The sequence below is a fragment of the Micromonospora sp. WMMC415 genome (genome assembly GCF_009707425.1).
GTDB lineage: Bacteria > Actinomycetota > Actinomycetes > Mycobacteriales > Micromonosporaceae > Micromonospora.
In genome coordinates this window covers 3,895,158-3,912,070 of record NZ_CP046104.1, presented here as the reverse complement: position 1 = coordinate 3,912,070, position 16,913 = coordinate 3,895,158, and the positions used below count along the sequence as shown (strand labels likewise).

Sequence of the window (16,913 nt, the reverse complement as noted above, 5' to 3'; positions counted from 1 at the left end):
CGCGACCGCCGGGACACCGTCTCGTCATCACCGAGCGCGGGCACGCCGACCCGCTCAACGCGTTGGCGACCGCCACCGGACGGTCGCATGAAGCGCTTGAAGATCTGCTCGCCACGGCCCGGCGTCACCGACGCGACAGACACGCACCGTAGCGATCCTGAACGCCCCCCGTGGACAATGACGGGGTGAGCCAGGCCAGCCTCCGCGACGCGCCGGTGGTGGGCCGCGAGCGGGAGTCTTCGCTGGTCGCGGCCTGGTCGACCACGGTGGCCGACGGTGCGCGCGCCCTGCTGCTGCGGGGCGATCCCGGCATCGGCAAGACCACGCTCTGGCGTCAGGCGCTGTCCGCCTGGCGGTCGGCCGGCGGCACGGTCCTGGTGACCCGGCCGGTCGCGGAGGAGTTGGCGCACGCGTACTCCGGGCTGGTCGACCTGCTCGAGCACCACATACCGGATCCGGTCGCCTTGACCGGCGCGGCCGACCCGATCGCGCGCGGCCGGACCGTGCTGGGCGTCCTGCGCGACGTCGCCGCCGAACGGCCGGCGCTGATCGCGATCGACGATCTGCAGTGGCTGGACGCCGCGTCGGCCCGCGCGCTGCGGTACGCGCTGCGTCGCCTGGACAGCGAGCGGGTGGGGATCCTCGCCACCATGCGGACCGGTTCGCCGGCTCCGGACCTGCTGGACCTGCGCAACCTGCTGCCGCCCGGGCGGCTCGACACCGTCGACATCGGCCCGCTCGACCCGCCCGCCGTCCGGCGGCTGGTCGGCGGGGTGCTGTCCACGGTCTCCCCCCGTACGTTGCGCCGGCTCTACGAGGTGTCCGGCGGGAACCCGATGTTCGCCCTCGAACTGGCGCGCGGCCTGGCCGCCGGCGGCGGCACCCAGCGCGGCCTGACCGACGGCCGTGACGCACCGCCGAACCTGCGGATGCCGGAGTCGCTGCAGACGGCGATCGGCCTGCGGCTGGACGGCCTACCGGCGGATCTGCTGGCGCTGCTGGAGACGGTCTCGGCGCTCGCCCGCGGATCGGTGGCGCAGGTCCGCCGGGCGCTGCCGGAGCAGGACGTGGACCGGTTGCTCGACGTGGCGGCCCGGTCGGGCCTGCTGACCGTCGACGCGGACCTGACGGTCCGATTCTCGCATCCGATGATCGGCTCGGTCCTCTACGACCGGGTGGGGCCGCTCACCCGGCGGCGCCTGCACGCGCGCCTCGCCGATCTCACCGACGACGCCGATCTGCGTGCGCGGCACCTCGCGCGGTGCACGGAGGAGCCGGACCCGGCGGTCGCCACCGCGCTGGAGGAGGCCGCCGGCCGGGCGAGTGCGCGGGGTGCCCTCGGGACGGCCGCCGAGTTCGCCGAGCAGAGCCTTCGGCTGACCCCGCCGTCCGATACCGACGCGGAACGCCGGCGCACGCTGGAGCTGATCCGGCACCTGGCCGCCGCGGGCGACATGGGTCAGGCGCTCGACATCGCCGACCGGGCGATCGCCCGGTTGCCGAGTGGACCGGCCCGGGCCGAGGCGCTGGTCGCCCGCGCCCAGCTGGAGGACGACGACATCGACACCGGCGAGGCGCTGCTGGAGCGGGCCCTGGACGAGGCCGGTGACGACGAGGCGCTGCGGGGCCGGCTCCTCGACCAGCTGGGTTGGCTGCGCGGTGTGTTCCGGGGCGACCTGCCCGGCGGCATCCGGTACGCGCGGGAGGCCCTCCGGTACGCCGAGCGCAGCGGCGACCGGGAGTTCCAGATGTCGGCGGCCGCAGGCCTGTCCAACATGGAGACCCTCGCCGGCACGCCCCGGCCGGATCTGATGGACCGGGCCGTCGCGCTGGAGGACGAGATAGGGCGTCCGCCGCTGTGGGCCGGCCCGCGGGTTCTCCGCGCCGAGCAGCTGATGTGGGCGGGTGACCTGGCCCGGGCGAGGGATCTGCTGGAGGCCGCCGTCGCGCACGCCGAGCGGCAGAACCACGAGCGGTGGAAGCCGTACAGTCTCTACGACCTGGCCGCCGTCGAGGGAGCGGCCGGCAACCTGGCTCGGGCCGACCGGCTGCTCGGGCAGGCGGTGGAGTCCGCGCGGGACTGCGAGGACGCCCACGTCGAGTCCTGGATCTTCTACCGGCTCGCCCTGGTGGCCGCCTGGCTGGGCCGTGCCGATGAGGCCCGCGTTGTCGCCGGGCGGCGCATCGCCCAGGCCACCCGGCGCGGTGAGCGGCCCGGCATCGCCCGGGCGCGGAGCGTCCTCGGGCTGCTGGCGCTCTCCGAGGGCGATCCGCGGGCTGCCGCCGCGGAGCTGCTGGACGCTGTCCACCTCTTGGACGAGATGGGGCTGCGCCATCCGGGCGCGGTGCCGGCACTGCCCGACGCGATCGAGGCGACGGTCCTGGCCGGGCAGTACGACACCGCCGAGGCGCTGCTGGAACGACTGACGGGCCAGGTGCCGGGGTGCGGCGCCTGGGCGGACGCGGCTCTCGATCGGGCATCGGGCACGGTGGCCCTGGCGCGCGACGCCGGACAGGCGGCCGTGGCGTTGTGCCGCTCGGCCGCCACGTTCAGCGCACTCGGATACCGGCCGGACGCGGCGCGCGCCGTCCTGCTGGCCGCTCGCGCGCACCAGCGGGCCGGGCAGCGCACGCTGGCCGCCGACGCGTACGCCGAGGCGCGCGGGGAGTTCGCCGCCATGGGTGCCCGGCTGTGGGCGCAGCGCGCGGCCGAGGGACTCGAGCGGGTCGCCCCGGGCCGAGCGTCCGGGGAGTTGACGGCGGCCGAGACCCGCGTCGCGGCGCTGGTCGCCGAGGGGCGTACGAACCGGGAGATCGCCCGGGAGCTGTTCATGAGCGTGGCCACGGTGGAGGCCCACCTGACGCGCACGTACCGCAAGCTGCGGATCCGGTCCCGCAGTGACCTCACCCGCCTGGTGATGGACGGCAGCCTCACCGTACGCCGCGCCGCGGCGGCGACACGGCGGGGCGGCGCGGCAGCGGTACCCGCTGACCGCCACCGGAAGGTGTAGGGGAATCCCGCTACTGCCCGCCGTGGCCGGCGCCGATGCTCGGTGTATCCGCAGGCAGGGCCCGTTCGGGGCCCACGAGCAAAGGAATCGGATCATGGCCGAGACAAGGGTCGGCAAGCACACGTTCGTCTACAACGGGGAGCGGTACTTCCGGGACAAGGCCGAGGACGTGCTGATCTGCTCCTACGGCGAGAAGGAGGACCCGCTGGGGTCGAAGGCGAGCCTCAACGTCACCAACCACATCCAGCGGGACCTGCTGAAGGGCAAGGTCCGCTACGTCACCACCGTCGACATCGACTGGAACCGCCAGACCCGGGTGGACGTCGAGACCGACGGCGGGCTGAAGTACTTCACCCTCGGCGCCTCCGGCACCGCGACGTTCACGTACGAGCGGGCGAGGAGCGCCGACCTGAAGCTGGCGAAGTTCGTCATCGACGAGGGCCCGCTGCGGGCGCTGCTGAACAACGAGGCCTCCGGGGCGCGGCGCTTCCTCGCCCAGGAGGGCCGCGACGGCCGCGTCGTCTCGACGGTGTTCGTCGTGGTCGAGGGGAAGATCGCCGAGTCGTTCGCCGCCGCCGGGACGTCGACCGGCGCGATCGAGGCCGAGGTCACCGGCGCGGCGAAGCTGGAGCTGACCGCCAAGCACTCCGGTAGCACGAGCGGCGGGGCGACGATCGTGCTCGAGGAGAAGACGACATTCGCGTACCTGATGCACCGGGTGAGCAAGTGGAACAAGGACAAGACCCGCATCGAGGAACTCGACATCGACGCCAAGGGCCTCAACTGACCCCTTCGTCGGATCGCGGCGCCGGGCCTTCGGGCCCGGCGCCGCACTGCGTTGAGCAGCCGGGAAACTTTCGTCGACACGAGAAAAAGTTGCGCTGCCGATGACGAAAGCTATGGACATATGTGTACGTCTTTTGTAGCGTCGGCCCGTGTCGATGTATCTGGTCGAGGTGAACCGGCCGGAGGTTGAGCAGCGCGCTCGCCGCGGCCCGCTCGCGACCGAGGCATCGGCACGGAACTGGCAGCCGTCCCCCACCTGACCCGGTCCCCACCCCCACAGCCCGGAACGTTCGCCCGTCGCCCCAGCCCGTCGACGGGCGGCTTCGCACTGCCCGAAATCAGTCCACAAGAGAGGAATCAGCGCACCTGCCCCGACCAGTCCCCAGAACAAGGAGAGGCAGATGAAGAGACGACTCGTGCTCGCCGTAGCGGGCCTGACCACCCTGGCGCTCGTCGCCACCCCCACCGCCGCGACCGCCGAGCCCGGCACGACAGCCGCGCCGCCGGAGAGCGACTTCCAGAAGGTGACCCTCAACGACAGCCCGGGCGAGCCGATGGACCTCGCCGTGCTGCCCGACAGCCGGGTGCTGCACGTGACCCGCCCCGGCGAGGTCTGGCTGCACGACCCCCGGTCCGGCCGCAACACCCTCGCCGCGACCCTCGACGTTTACCGGCACGACGAGGAGGGCCTGCAGAACGTCGCGATCGACCCGAACTTCGGCAAGGCCGGCAACAACTGGGTCTACCTGTACTACTCCCCGCCGATGGACACCCCGGTTGACGACCCGTCGACACCGGGCGTCAACGAGGGCGACGCGCCGGCCTGGGGCACGGCGGAGGACTTCGCGCCGTTCAAGGGCGTCATCCGGCTCTCCCGGTTCCGGTTCGTCAAGGACAAGCTTGACCTGGCCACCGAGCAGCAGATCCTCGACGTCCCGGTCGATCGGGGGATCTGCTGCCACGTCGGCGGCGACATCGTCTTCGACTCCGAGGGCAACCTGTACCTGTCCACCGGTGACGACACCAACCCGTTCGAGTCCGGCGGCTACGCGCCGATCGACGAGCGCCCCGGCCGCAACCCGGCGTACGACGCGCAGCGCACCTCCGCCAACACCAACGACCTGCGCGGCAAGATCCTGCGCATCACGGTGGGCGCGAACGGGTCGTACACGATCCCGGAGGGGAACCTCTTCCCGGCGGGCACGGCCGGCACCCGGCCCGAGATCTACCTGATGGGCCTGCGCAACCCGTTCCGGATCGAGCTGAACCGCGAGACCGACGAGCTGTACGTCGCGGACTACTCACCGGACGCCGGAGAGCCCGACCCGTCGCGGGGACCGGCCGGGCACGGCAAGTGGCTCGCCGCCCGCGAGGCGGGCAACTACGGCTGGCCGTACTGCGCCACCGCGCAGCTGCCGTACGTGGACTACGACTTCGCCACCGGGACGTCCGGGGCGCCGTTCGACTGCGCCGCGCCGGTCAACGAGTCGCCGAACAACACCGGTCTGCGGCAGCTGCCGCCGGTGGAGCAGCCGCAGGTGTGGTACCGCTACGGCCCGTCGGCGCAGTTCCCCGAGCTGGGCACCGGCGGCATCGGCCCGATGGCCGGCCCGGCGTACCAGTACTCCCGCCCGACCACCAAGGGACGAGCCCCGGTGGCGTGGCCGGCGTACTACGACGGCATCCCGCTGTTCCACGAGTGGACCCGGGACTACGTGAAGGGCTTCCGGCAGAACGCCGCCGGCGCCGTGACCGCGATCGAGCCGGTGCTCCCCTCGTTCGTCTTCGACAACCCGATGGACCTGGAGTTCGGCCCGGACGGCGCGCTCTACGTGCTCGAGTACGGCGACGGCTTCTTCAGCGAGAACCCGGACGCGCAGCTGGCCCGGATCGACTACACCGGCTGGACCGGCAACCACACGCCGGTACCGCAGGTGTCGGCGACGCCCACCGACGGGGTCACGCCGCTGACGGTCACGTTCTCCAGCGAGGGCACCACCGACTACGACGGCGACCGGCTGAGGTACGCGTGGGACTTCGACAACGACGGCAAGGTCGACTCGCGGGCGGCGAACCCCACGTTCACCTACCGGGAGAACGGCCTCTACAACGCCACCCTCCAGGTGCGCGACCGCGGCGGCCTGTCGGCCTCCGCGTCGGTCCGGATCGTGGTCGGCAACGCCACGCCGGTGGTGGAGCTGGTCCGGCCGGCCGACGGGCAGGCCTTCTCGTTCGGTGACACCGTGCAGTTCGAGGTACGGGTGGCCGACGACCAGCCGGTGGACTGCTCACGGGTCAGCGTCACGTACATCCTCGGCCACGACGACCACGGGCACCCGCAGACCACCGCCAACGGCTGCACCGGCTCGATCCAGACCACCGTGCCGTCCGGCCACGACCCGAGCGAAGACGACCTGACCGGCGTGTTCGTCGCCTCCTACACCGACGCGGGTGGCGACGGTCTGCCCGCCCTGACCGGAACGGACCAGGTGGTCCTGGTCCCCACCGCGTAAGACCACGAAGGAGTCATCATGTGTTACGGATACGACGGGACAGCGGCGCTGCAGCGCTCCCTTGACCGGCGGAGCCTGCTGGGCGGATCACTGGCGGTGCTCGCCGGTGTGGGCCTCGGGGCGGGGCTCGGCGCGACGGACGCCGAAGCGACCATCAAGCCGACCGGCCGGCGCCACGTGCCGCCGGGCCTGATCAGCATCCAGCTGTGGACGGTACGCGACGCGCTGTGGGGCGCTCCCGGGTACGACGCCACCCTGACCCACCTCGCCCGGATCGGGTACCCGCGCGTGGAGCTGGCGCTCGGATACTTCGGGCGGACCGCCGCGCAGCTGCGCCAGTTCCTGGACGGCATCGGCATCCGGTCGACGTCCAGCCACGACGGGATCAGCGCCGACGCCGCCGGTCTGGAGCAGAAGATCGAGAACGCGGTCACCCTGGGCCAGTCGTTCATGGTGGTGCCGTACCTGAACTCCGACAAGGCGGACGACTGGAAGCGCTGGGCGGAGCAGATGAACGTGGAGGCGGCCGCGGCCCGGGCGGCCGGCCTGCGGTACGGCTACCACAACCACGCCCACGAGTTCACCATCGACCTCGGCGGCGGCAAGCGGCCGTGGGACATCCTGACCGCGGAGCTGGACCCGAAGCTCGTCCACCTGGAGATTGACATCTACTGGGCGGTCACCGGCGGCATCGAGTCCGGCGACGGCGCGGCGGACCCGGAGGGCTTCACGCTCGACGTGATCCGCTCGGCGCCGCAGCGCGTCCTTCAGTACCACGTGAAGGACCGGCACGAGTCCACCGGCGACATGGCCGACCTGGGCACCGGGATGATCGACTTCGGGAGGATCTTCCGGAAGCACTCGGTGCTCGAGTACATCGTCGAGAACGACACCCCCGACGTGACGCCGCAGCAGACGGCCGAGGTCGGCTACCGCTACCTGCGCAGGCTGCGGTTCTGACCAACCGCGGGTACTGATTGGGAGCCAGGGCCGGCAGTGCGCAACTGCCGGCCCTGGCACGTCAACGGGACGGCGGCGCGGGAATGCCGCCAATGGGGATTGCCCACCGGTGGTTGACGGGGCAAGAATCGACACTGTTCGTGCGATCATCCTCGATGACCGCCGCCGTGCGGCGGTTCACGGCCACGGAGGTGCGGATGCAGGTTCCGGCACCATTCGCCTACGAGCGAGCAACCAGCGTCGAGAACGCGATCGAGCTACTGACGAGACACGGCCCCGAGGCGCGCGTGGTCGCCGGCGGGCACAGCCTGATTCCGATGATGAAGCTGCGGCTGGCGCGGCCGGACGCGCTGGTCGACATCAACGACCTCCGCGAGTTGTCGTACGTGCGCGTCCAGGGGGACGAGCTGTGCATCGGCGCGCTGACCCGGCACAGCGAGCTGCTCGAGTCCGCCGTCGCCGGTGAGCACTTCCCGATCTTCCACGACGCGGAGCGGGTGATCGCCGACCCGGTGGTCCGCAACTTCGGCACGGTCGGCGGCTCGCTGTGCCAGGCCGACCCGTCGGAGGATCTGTCCGCCGTGTTCGCCGCGGTGCACGCCACCGCCGTGCTGCGCGGGCCCGACGGCACCCGTACGGTTCCCGTCCGGCAACTCCACCGTGGACCGTATGAGACGGTGCTCGCGCCGCAGGAACTGCTGGTTGAGCTGTGTGTGCCGATCCGGGGTGGCGGCGGGAGCGCGTACGAGAAGGTGGAGCGCCGGGTCGGCGACTACCCGGTCGCGGCCGCCGGCGCGGTGCTGTGGCTCTCCGGCGACTCCATCGCCGATGCGGGCGTCGGCCTGACCGCCGTCGGCGCCCCGCACTTCGTGTCGCCGCAGGCGGAGGCGGTGCTGCGCGGCGCGTCGGCGACCGAGGAGACCTTCGTCGCGGCCGGCCGGGCCGCGGCGGCGGAGTGCAGCCCGGTCGCCGACCAGCGCGGCCCGGAGGACTACAAGCGGCACCTGGCGGCGGAACTGACCACGCGCGCGCTGCGCCGGGCAGCCGCCCGCGCCCGGGGCGAGGAGGGCTGACGTGCGGATCACGGTCAACGTCAACGGGGTCGACGAGACCCGCGAGGTGGAGCCGCGCCTACTGCTCGTGCACTTCCTGCGCGAGACGTTGGGCCTGACCGGCACCCACTGGGGTTGCGACACGTCCAACTGCGGCACCTGCGTGGTGCTGCTGGACGGTCGGCCGGTCAAGTCGTGCACGGTGCTGGCCGTGATGGCGGCCGGGCACGAGGTGCGTACGGTCGAGAGCCTGGAGCGCGACGGGCAGCTCGACCCGGTGCAGCAGGGCTTCATGGAGTGTCACGGGCTGCAGTGCGGCTTCTGCACGCCGGGCATGCTGATGACCTCCCGGGCGCTGCTCGACCGTGACCCGGACCCGTCGGAGCAGCGGATCCGCGAGGCGATCTCCGGCCAGCTGTGCCGGTGCACCGGGTACGAGAACATCGTGCGCTCGGTCCGCTGGGCCGCCGCGCACCAAGCCACGGCGGGCACGGGCCAGGCCACGGCGGGCTCGGTGCCCACCCCGCGGGACGCCGCCGACGAGAGCGCCCAGGAGGTGCCGGCATGACGGTCACGGAGGAACGCGCGACGGTCGGCTTCGGCCGGACGCTGCGCAAGGAGGACGCCCGGTTCCTGCGCGGCCGGGGCACGTACGTCGACGACGTGCGGCTGCCGGGCATGCTGCACGGCGCGATGCTGCGCAGCCCGTTCGCGCACGCGCGCATCGTGTCGATCGACACCTCCGCCGCGGAGGCGCACCCGAAGGTGAAGGCGGTCGTCACCGGGGAGACCCTGAAGGGTCTCAACCTGGCCTGGATGCCCACCCTGTCGTACGACGTGCAGGCCGTGCTCGCCACCGACAAGGTGCGCTACCAGGGTCAGGAGGTCGCGTTCGTCATCGCGGAGGACCACTACTCGGCGCGGGACGCGGTCGAGCTGATCGAGGTGGAGTACGAGCCGCTGACCCCGGTCGTGGACGCGAAGCGGGCGCTGGACCCGGACGCGCCGGTGATCCGCGACGACCTCGAGGACCGCACGACGAACCACATCTTCGACTGGGAGGCCGGCGACCGGGCCAGGACCGACGACGTGTTCGCCCGCGCCGACGTGGTGGTGGCGCAGGACATCCTCTACCCGCGGGTGCACCCGGCGCCGCTCGAGACGTGCGGCGCGGTGGCCGACTTCGACAAGGTCACCGGGAAGCTGACGATGTGGACGACCACGCAGGCGCCGCACGCGCACCGCACCGTGTACGCGCTCGTCGCCGGACTGCCCGAACACAAGATCCGGATCATCTCGCCGGACATCGGCGGCGGCTTCGGCGGCAAGGTCGGCATCTACCCGGGATACGTGCTGGCGGTCGTCGGCTCGATCGTCAGCGGGAAGCCGGTGAAGTGGGTGGAGGACCGCTCCGAACACCTGATGAGCACGGCCTTCGCCCGTGACTACCACATGCGTGGCGAGATCGCGGCCACCCGGGACGGCAGGATCCTCGGCGTACGCGTGAACGTGCTGGCCGACCACGGCGCGTTCAACGCGACCGCGCAGCCGACCAAGTTCCCGGCCGGGTTCTTCCACGTCTTCACCGGCTCCTACGACCTGGAGGCGGCGCACTGCAAGGTCACCGGCGTCTACACGAACAAGGCGCCGGGCGGCGTGGCGTACGCCTGCTCGTTCCGCATCACCGAGGCGGTCTACCTGGTCGAGCGGATCGTCGACGTGCTCGCGTACGAGCTGGACATGGACCCGGCCGAACTGCGCATGAAGAACCTGATCCGGCCGGAGCAGTTCCCGTACACCTGCGCCACCGGGTGGGAGTACGACTCCGGCGACTACCCGAAGGCGCTGCGGCTGGCCATGGACATGGCCGGGTACGACGAGCTGCGGCGCGAGCAGGCGGCGAAGCTGGCCCACCGGGAGGCGCACGGGCGCGGCTCGCTGACCGGCATCGGCGTCGCCTTCTTCACCGAGGCGGTCGGCGCGGGGCCGCGCAAGCACATGGACATCCTCGGGCTGGGCATGGCCGACGGCGCCGAACTGCGGGTGCACCCGACCGGCAAGGCGGTGCTGCGCATCTCGGTGCAGACCCAGGGGCAGGGCCACGAGACGACGTTCGCGCAGATCGTCGGGCACGAGCTGGGACTGCCGACCGAGGACATCGAGGTGGTGCACGGCGACACCGACCAGACCCCGTTCGGCCTGGGCACGTACGGCTCGCGATCGACGCCGGTGTCCGGCGCCGCCACCGCGATCGTGGCCCGCAAGGTCCGTGAACGCGCGAAGATCGTCGCCTCGGCGATGCTGGAGGTCTCCCCCGACGACCTCGAGTGGGAATCCGGCCGCTGGCAGGTGCGCGGCGACCCGGAGCAGGGCAAGACGATGCAGGAGATCGCGATGGCCGCGCACTCCAACCTGGAGCTGCCGGAGGGCATCGAGGGCCACCTCGACGCGACCACCGTCTACAACCCGCCCAACCTGACCTACCCGTTCGGGGCGTACATCTGCGTGGTGGACGTCGACCCGGACACCGGGCAGGTCAAGGTGCGCCGATTCGTCGCGGTCGACGACTGCGGCGTACGGATCAACCCCATGATCGTCGAGGGCCAGGTGCACGGTGGCCTCGCCGACGGCGTCGGCATGGCGCTGATGCAGGTGATGGCGTTCGACCCGGACGGCAACCACCTCGGCGCGTCGTTCATGGACTACCTGCTGCCCACCGCGATGGAGTGCCCGTCCTGGGAGCTCGGCGAGACGGTCACGCCGTCGCCGCACCACCCGATCGGGGCGAAGGGCGTGGGCGAGTCCGCGACCGTCGGTTCGCCCTGCGCGGTGGTGAACGCGGTCCTGGACGCGCTCAAGCCGTTCGGGGTCCGGCACGCCGACATGCCGCTCACCCCGGCCAACGTGTGGTCGACGATCCAGGGCCGGCCGCTGCGGACGGACCTGGCGCTCACATGACACCGGTCGACCTGTTCGCGAGGGCGGACGGGCTGCGCGCCCAGCGCACCCCGTTCGTCCTCGCGACCGTTGTCCGGGCCGAGCGACCGACCAGCGCGAAGCCGGGCTACCGGGCGATCGTCCTGCCGGACGGGACGATCGAGGGCTTCGTGGGCGGGGCCTGCGCCGAGTCGACCGTCCGGCTGCAGAGCCTGAGACTGCTGCGGACGGGCGAGTCGACCCTGCTGCGGGTCACCCCGGGGGCCGCCGCCGAGCAGGCGCCCGCCGAGGGCATGGTCGTCGTGGACAACCCGTGCCTGTCCGGTGGCACGCTGGACATCTTCCTGGAGGCGGTCGTGCCCGCGCCGCTCGTACACGTCTTCGGCGACACCCCCATCGCGCGAGCGGTCGCGGAGGTCGGGGCGGCCGCCGGGTACGCCGTCACACGGAGCACGGACCCGGCCGCGCCGATCCCGCCGGACACGGTCGGCGTCGTCGTCGCCGCCCATGGGCACGACGAGGAGGCGGTGCTCCGCGCCGCGGTGCACGCCGACGTGCCGTACGTCGCGCTCGTGGCGAGTCGTCAGCGTGGCCCCACGGTGCTGGCCGGGGCCGACCTGCCGGCCGACCTCGCCGCCCGCGTGCGGAGCCCGGCGGGATTGGACATCGGCGCCCGCACGCCCGGCGACGTCGCGCTGTCGGTACTGGCGGAGCTCGTGCAGGTGCGGGCGTCGACGCCCGGGGAGGCGACGGTGCCGGCGCAACGCCACGGCGACGACCACGACGACCACGAGCAGGCCGCCGGACCCGGGAACAGGGCACTGCTCACGGTGCTCGACCCGGCCACGGCGGTCGATCCCGTCTGCGGCATGAGTGTGGCGGTCGGCCCGGCCAGCCTTCATCTGGAGCGCGCCGGGCGGACTTGGTACTTCTGCGCCGCCGGGTGCCGCAGAGCCTTCGCCGCCGATCCGGGCCGGTACGACGGATGACGCGGCCAACCGACGTCGACGCGTTGCGCACCGGTCTCGACTCCGTCGGCTACCTCGCCGACGAGTCACTCGCCACCGCCCTGTTCCTCGCCGTCCGGATGAGCCAGCCCATCCTGCTCGAGGGCGAACCCGGGGTCGGCAAGACCGAAGCGGCCAAGGCGCTCGCGGCCGCGCTGGACACCCGGCTCGTCCGGCTCCAGTGTTACGAGGGGCTGACCGCCGCCGAGGCGCTGTACGAGTGGAACTACCCGCGCCAGCTCCTCGCGATCCGCCTCGCCGAGGCGGGCGGTGCGGCGCTGCGCGAGGCCGACCTCTTCACCGACGAGTACCTACTGGCCCGGCCGCTGCTCACCGCGCTCGACCACCCCGGGCCCCGCCCCGCCGTGCTGCTCATCGACGAGGTGGACCGCGCCGACGACGAGTTCGAGGCATTCCTGCTCGAACTGCTGGCCGAGTCGACCGTGACGATCCCGGAACTGGGCACCCGTCGCGCCGCCGTTCCCCCGGTCGCCGTTCTCACCTCCAACCGCACCCGCGACCTGCACGACGCGCTCAAGCGCCGCTGCCTCTACCACTGGATCGCCTACCCCGATCCCCAACGGGTCGCGGAGATCGTCCGCCGGCGGGTGCCCGGCGTGGGCGATCCGCTGGCCGACCAGGTGGCGGCGGCGGTCCGCCGGATGCGCGCGCTCGACCTGTACAAGCCGCCCGGCGTCGCCGAGGCGATCAGCTGGGCCGCCGCGTTGCAGGTGCTCGGCATCGGCACGCTCGACGCGACCGCCGCCGCGCGGACGCTCGCCACCGTCGTCAAGTACGACGAGGACCTGGCGACCGTACGCCAGGCGGGGCTCGCCGGGCTGGTCGGCGATGCCTGACCTGGCCGCTCGCGGACCGGCCGACCTCGCGCTCCTGGTGGCCCGGTTCGGCGCGGCGCTGCACGCCGCCGGGTTGCCCGTCGGGCCGGACCGGAGTGAGCGCTTCGCTCGCGCGGTCCTGCTGGTCCGGCCCACGACGACCCGTGCACTCTACTGGTGCGCCACGGCCACGCTGGTGGGCGATCGGGGCGACCTGCCGGTCTTCGACCGCGTCTTCGACCTCGTCTTCGGCGGCCTCGCCGACCCCGGAGAGCAGCGCGGGGACGCCGGCAACGCCGAGCCCCCGGTGCCCGGCACGGCACCGACCCCGCCCGCACCGGCCCGGCAGCCCCGCCCACCCGGCGGCCAGCCGTGGTTCGCCGATCGCGGTCACCAGGGCGACCGCGCGGCCAGCGAAATCCCCCACCCCGCGCTCGCCGCCGCCACCGAGCGGCTGGCCGAGCGGGACTTCGCCGACCTCTCCCCCGACGAACTGGTCCGGCTGGTCGAGCTGATGCGCCGGCTGCGGGTGGCCACGCCGCTCCGGCGCACCCGGCGCCGGTCGCCGGCCGCCCGCGGCTCCACCGTCGACCTGCGGGCAACGCTGCGGCACGCCCGCCGAACGGCCGGGCACCCGGTAAGGCTGCACCGCCGACGACCCCACCGCCGGCCGCGCCGCCTCGTGGTGCTCTGCGACATCTCCGGCTCGATGGCGCCGTACGCCCGGGCCATGCTCCAACTGCTCTACTGCGCGGCCGGGGGCGCCAGCGCCGAGGTGTTCACGTTCGCCACCCGGCTGACCCGACTGACCCGGCTGCTCGGCCGCACCAGCGCGGCGCAAGCGCTCGACCGGGCCGGGCGGGCGGCGCCCGACTGGTCCGGCGGCACGCGCATCGGCGCGACGCTGAAGGAGTTCAACGACCGGTACGGGGCGCGCGGCGTCGCCCGTGGCGCCGTCGTGCTGGTCGTCTCCGACGGCTGGGACACCGGCGACCCCGCGCAGCTCCGCCGGGAGATGGCCCGGCTCTCGCGGCTCGCGTACCGGATCGTGTGGGCCAATCCCCGCACGAAGAGCGCGCGGTACCAGCCGCTCGTCGGTGGGATGGCCGCGGCCTGGCCGTACTGCGATGCGGTGGTCAGCGCCCACGACATCGCGGCCCTGGACGACCTGCTCGACGCACTCGCCGAGCCCGCCGCCCGGCGGTCGCGGTGAGCGGCGTCGGGGGTCTCGTGCTGGCCGCCGGCGCCGGACGTCGCATCGGTGGGCCGAAGGCACTGCTGCGCCTGCGCGGCACGCCACTCGCGGAGCGTGCGGTGCAGGTCGCCCGCGACGGCGGCTGCGCCCCGGTCGTGGTCGTCCTCGGCGCAGCGGCCGACCGGGTACGCGCCGCCGCCGACCTGACCGCGGCGACCGTGGTCGTGAACCCGGCCTGGGAGAGCGGACTCGCCTCCTCGCTTCGCGCGGGACTGGCCGCGCTCGCCGATACCGACGCCGCGGCGGCGCTGGTCCTGCTCGTCGATACCCCGGGCATCGGCCCGGAGGCGGTGCGACGCGTCGCGGCGCACGGCGACGAGCGGGCCCTCGCGTGCGCGACGTACGGCGGTCGCCGCAGTCATCCCATGCTGCTCGGCCGGGCGCACTGGGCCGGCATCGCCGCGGGCGCGGCCGGCGACGTGGGCGCCCGCCGGTACCTGCGCGCCGCCGGTACGGCGGTGATGGAGGTGCCCTGCGACGGCGTCGCCGACCCGACCGATGTGGACACCGCCGAGGACGCCCGGCGGTACGGCATCGCCCCTGGTGGCGCGGCGCCGTGGGGGCCATAGTGATACTTGTGTCGTCAACTACCGCCGGAGGGCGATGAGCATGCGCGACGTGCTCGGTGATCTCCTGGACTGGTGGCGCGCGGACCAGCCGGTCGCGATGGCGACCGTCGTCGGCACCTGGCACAGCGCACCCCGACCACCCGGGGCGGCGATGCTCGTCGGCCCCGACGGCACAGCGGTCGGCAGCGTCTCCGGCGGCTGCGTCGAGGCCGCCGTCTACGACCTCGGCCTTGCGGTGACCGAGTCCGGCGCGCCGCGGCTCGCCCGGTACGGCGTGAGCGACGACGACGCGTTCGAGGTGGGACTGACCTGCGGCGGCACCATCGAGATCTTCGTCGAACGCGTCGACCGCGCGTCGTACCCGGAGCTCGACCAGGTGGCGGAGGCGATCGCGGCGGGCCGACCGGTCGCGGTGGCCACGCTGGTCCGCGGCGACGCGGACCGGCTCGGCCGGCGGCTGGTCGTCTGGCCCGACCGGGTCGCCGGCGGCCTCGGCTCGCGCCGGCTCGACGACGCCGTGACCGACGACGTCCGCGGCATGGTGGCCGCCGGACGGACCGGTCCGCTGCGGTACGGCTCCGACGGCGAGCGCCTCGGCGACGAGCTGACGGTGTTCGTCGCCTCGTTCACACCGCCCCCGCGGATGATCGTCTTCGGGGCGATCGACTTCGCGGCGGCGCTCGCCCGCACCGGCGACTTCCTCGGGTACCGGGTCACGGTGTGCGACGCCCGGCCGGTCTTCGCCACCGCCCGCCGGTTCCCCGGTGCCGAGGTCGTGGTCGACTGGCCGCACCGCTACCTGACCGGCGAGATCGACGCGGGACGGGTCGATCCGCGCACCGTCGTGTGCGTGCTCACCCACGACCCGAAGTTCGACGTCCCGGCGCTGCGCGTCGCCCTCGGGCATCCCTTCGCGTACGTCGGTGCGATGGGCTCGCGACGCACGCACACGGACCGCGTCGCCCGGCTCCGGGCCGAAGGGGTGTCGCCGGAGCAGCTTGCCCGGCTCGCCTCGCCGATCGGGCTGGACCTGGGGGCGCGCACACCTGAGGAGACCGCGGTGAGCATCGCCGCGGAGATCATCGGCGCCCGATGGGGCGGCACCGGCCACCGACTGTCCGAGCTGGACGGTTCCATTCACGAGAACCTGGATCGGTACTGATGCAACTCGAACACCACTTCGTCGTGGCAGCACCCGTCGACCGCGCCTGGGAGGTGCTGCAGGATCTGGAACGGATCGTTCCGTGCATGCCGGGCGCGGCGCTCACCTCCTACGAGGGCGACGAGTTCACCGGCACCGTCCGCGTGAAGCTCGGCCCGATGGTCATGACGTTCGCCGGCCGGGGCCGTTTCGTCGAGCGCGACGACGCGGCGCGCCGGATGGTGATCGAGGCGTCCGGCCGCGACACCAAGGGGGCCGGATCGGCGTCGGCGACGGTCGCCGCCACCCTGCGCGCCGACGGCGACGCCACCGCCGTCGCCGTGCTCACCGACCTGACGATCAGCGGTCGGGTGGCCCAGCTCGGTCGCGGGATGATCGCGGACGTGAGCAGCCGGCTGCTCGACGAGTTCACCGCCTGCCTCGCCGGACAACTCGCGCCGACGCCGGCCCCCGTCGCCTCGGCCGCCGCGCCGTCGGCCGCCGCCTCCGCCGATCCGTCGGCGGATGTCGCCGAGGCCCCGCCCGCACAGGCCGCCGGCCAGCCGGCCATGCCGACCGCCCACCCCGTTGCAGCCGCCGGCCAGCCGGCCGCGCCAGCCGCCTCGCCGGTGGCGTCCGCCGGTGCCCGGCCGGCCGCGGCCCTCGACCCTCCGGGACCCGGCGCGGTGGTCCCCGCCCCGCGCGGTCCCGTCGAACCGATCGACCTGCTCGGCGTCACCGGCGTACGGGCGACGGCTCGCCGCCTCGCGCCGCACGTCGTGACGTTCCTGCTCGGCGGGGCCGTGGGCGCGGTGCTGGGAGTGTGGCTGGCTCGACAGTGAGGCG

13 protein-coding genes are annotated in these 16,913 nt (G+C 73.3%); all 13 read left to right on the top strand.

All coding sequences use genetic code 11. The annotated features are described in order from the left end of the window. Positions 1 to 185: 185 nt before the first annotated feature. The 13 genes from GKC29_RS18380 to GKC29_RS18320 all read left to right on the top strand — a co-directional run bounded on the left by GKC29_RS18380 (position 186) and on the right by GKC29_RS18320 (position 16,909). Positions 186 to 3,011 carry an AAA family ATPase gene (locus tag GKC29_RS18380; protein ID WP_196255648.1) on the top strand — a complete coding sequence of 942 codons (2,826 nt, stop codon included), beginning with the start codon at positions 186 to 188 and terminating at the stop codon, positions 3,009 to 3,011. Positions 3,012 to 3,105: 94 nt separating this feature from the next. Next, the gene (locus GKC29_RS18375; protein ID WP_155331999.1) at positions 3,106 to 3,798 is read left to right on the top strand and encodes a hypothetical protein; all 693 of its coding nucleotides are present in this window, start codon (positions 3,106 to 3,108) and stop codon (positions 3,796 to 3,798) included. Positions 3,799 to 4,198: 400 nt separating this feature from the next. Further along, positions 4,199 to 6,310: a PQQ-dependent sugar dehydrogenase gene (locus GKC29_RS18370; RefSeq protein WP_155331998.1), complete on the top strand. Its 2,112-nt coding sequence runs from the start codon at positions 4,199 to 4,201 to the stop codon at positions 6,308 to 6,310. 18 nt (positions 6,311 to 6,328) lie between these two features. Then, positions 6,329 to 7,270: a sugar phosphate isomerase/epimerase gene (locus GKC29_RS18365; RefSeq protein ID WP_155331997.1), complete on the top strand. Its 942-nt coding sequence runs from the start codon at positions 6,329 to 6,331 to the stop codon at positions 7,268 to 7,270. Between the two features lie 155 nt (positions 7,271 to 7,425). Then, positions 7,426 to 8,343, top strand: a complete 918-nt coding sequence (locus GKC29_RS18360; RefSeq protein ID WP_230688690.1) for a xanthine dehydrogenase family protein subunit M — start codon at positions 7,426 to 7,428, stop codon at positions 8,341 to 8,343. Between the two features lies 1 nt (position 8,344). Continuing rightward, positions 8,345 to 8,890 (top strand): (2Fe-2S)-binding protein, encoded by a 546-nt coding sequence (locus GKC29_RS18355; protein ID WP_155331996.1) that lies wholly within the window; start codon positions 8,345 to 8,347, stop codon positions 8,888 to 8,890. Beyond that, a complete protein-coding gene (locus tag GKC29_RS18350) occupies positions 8,887 to 11,280 on the top strand; it encodes an aerobic carbon-monoxide dehydrogenase large subunit (RefSeq protein WP_155331995.1) in 2,394 nt (797 codons plus the stop codon). The genes GKC29_RS18355 and GKC29_RS18350 overlap by 4 nt, the downstream gene beginning before the upstream one ends. Then, complete coding sequence (locus GKC29_RS18345; RefSeq protein WP_155331994.1) at positions 11,277 to 12,248, top strand: XdhC family protein; 972 nt, start codon at positions 11,277 to 11,279, stop codon at positions 12,246 to 12,248. Before GKC29_RS18350 ends, GKC29_RS18345 begins: the two co-directional genes overlap by 4 nt. Beyond that, positions 12,245 to 13,123, top strand: a complete 879-nt coding sequence (locus GKC29_RS18340; RefSeq protein ID WP_155331993.1) for a MoxR family ATPase — start codon at positions 12,245 to 12,247, stop codon at positions 13,121 to 13,123. The genes GKC29_RS18345 and GKC29_RS18340 overlap by 4 nt, the downstream gene beginning before the upstream one ends. Beyond that, entirely contained in the window at positions 13,116 to 14,315 is a 1,200-nt protein-coding gene (locus tag GKC29_RS18335) for a VWA domain-containing protein (protein WP_155331992.1), read from the top strand. Before GKC29_RS18340 ends, GKC29_RS18335 begins: the two co-directional genes overlap by 8 nt. Next, entirely contained in the window at positions 14,312 to 14,926 is a 615-nt protein-coding gene (locus GKC29_RS18330; protein ID WP_230688689.1) for an NTP transferase domain-containing protein, read from the top strand. The genes GKC29_RS18335 and GKC29_RS18330 overlap by 4 nt, the downstream gene beginning before the upstream one ends. Before the next feature lie 34 nt (positions 14,927 to 14,960). Next, positions 14,961 to 16,088 (top strand): XdhC family protein, encoded by a 1,128-nt coding sequence (locus tag GKC29_RS18325; RefSeq protein ID WP_370463265.1) that lies wholly within the window; start codon positions 14,961 to 14,963, stop codon positions 16,086 to 16,088. Then, entirely contained in the window at positions 16,088 to 16,909 is an 822-nt protein-coding gene (locus GKC29_RS18320; protein ID WP_196255647.1) for an SRPBCC family protein, read from the top strand. The genes GKC29_RS18325 and GKC29_RS18320 overlap by 1 nt, the downstream gene beginning before the upstream one ends. The last annotated feature ends 4 nt before the right edge of the window (positions 16,910 to 16,913 follow it).

Coding starts and splice junctions, on each gene's coding strand:
- GKC29_RS18370 (WP_155331998.1), top strand. CDS start 4,199: ATGAAGAGACGACTCGTGCTCGCCGTAGCGGGCCTGACCACCCTGGCG.
- GKC29_RS18365 (WP_155331997.1), top strand. CDS start 6,329: ATGTGTTACGGATACGACGGGACAGCGGCGCTGCAGCGCTCCCTTGAC.
- GKC29_RS18375 (WP_155331999.1), top strand. CDS start 3,106: ATGGCCGAGACAAGGGTCGGCAAGCACACGTTCGTCTACAACGGGGAG.
- GKC29_RS18325 (WP_370463265.1), top strand. CDS start 14,961: ATGAGCATGCGCGACGTGCTCGGTGATCTCCTGGACTGGTGGCGCGCG.
- GKC29_RS18320 (WP_196255647.1), top strand. CDS start 16,088: ATGCAACTCGAACACCACTTCGTCGTGGCAGCACCCGTCGACCGCGCC.
- GKC29_RS18345 (WP_155331994.1), top strand. CDS start 11,277: ATGACACCGGTCGACCTGTTCGCGAGGGCGGACGGGCTGCGCGCCCAG.
- GKC29_RS18360 (WP_230688690.1), top strand. CDS start 7,426: ATGACCGCCGCCGTGCGGCGGTTCACGGCCACGGAGGTGCGGATGCAG.
- GKC29_RS18340 (WP_155331993.1), top strand. CDS start 12,245: ATGACGCGGCCAACCGACGTCGACGCGTTGCGCACCGGTCTCGACTCC.
- GKC29_RS18335 (WP_155331992.1), top strand. CDS start 13,116: ATGCCTGACCTGGCCGCTCGCGGACCGGCCGACCTCGCGCTCCTGGTG.
- GKC29_RS18350 (WP_155331995.1), top strand. CDS start 8,887: ATGACGGTCACGGAGGAACGCGCGACGGTCGGCTTCGGCCGGACGCTG.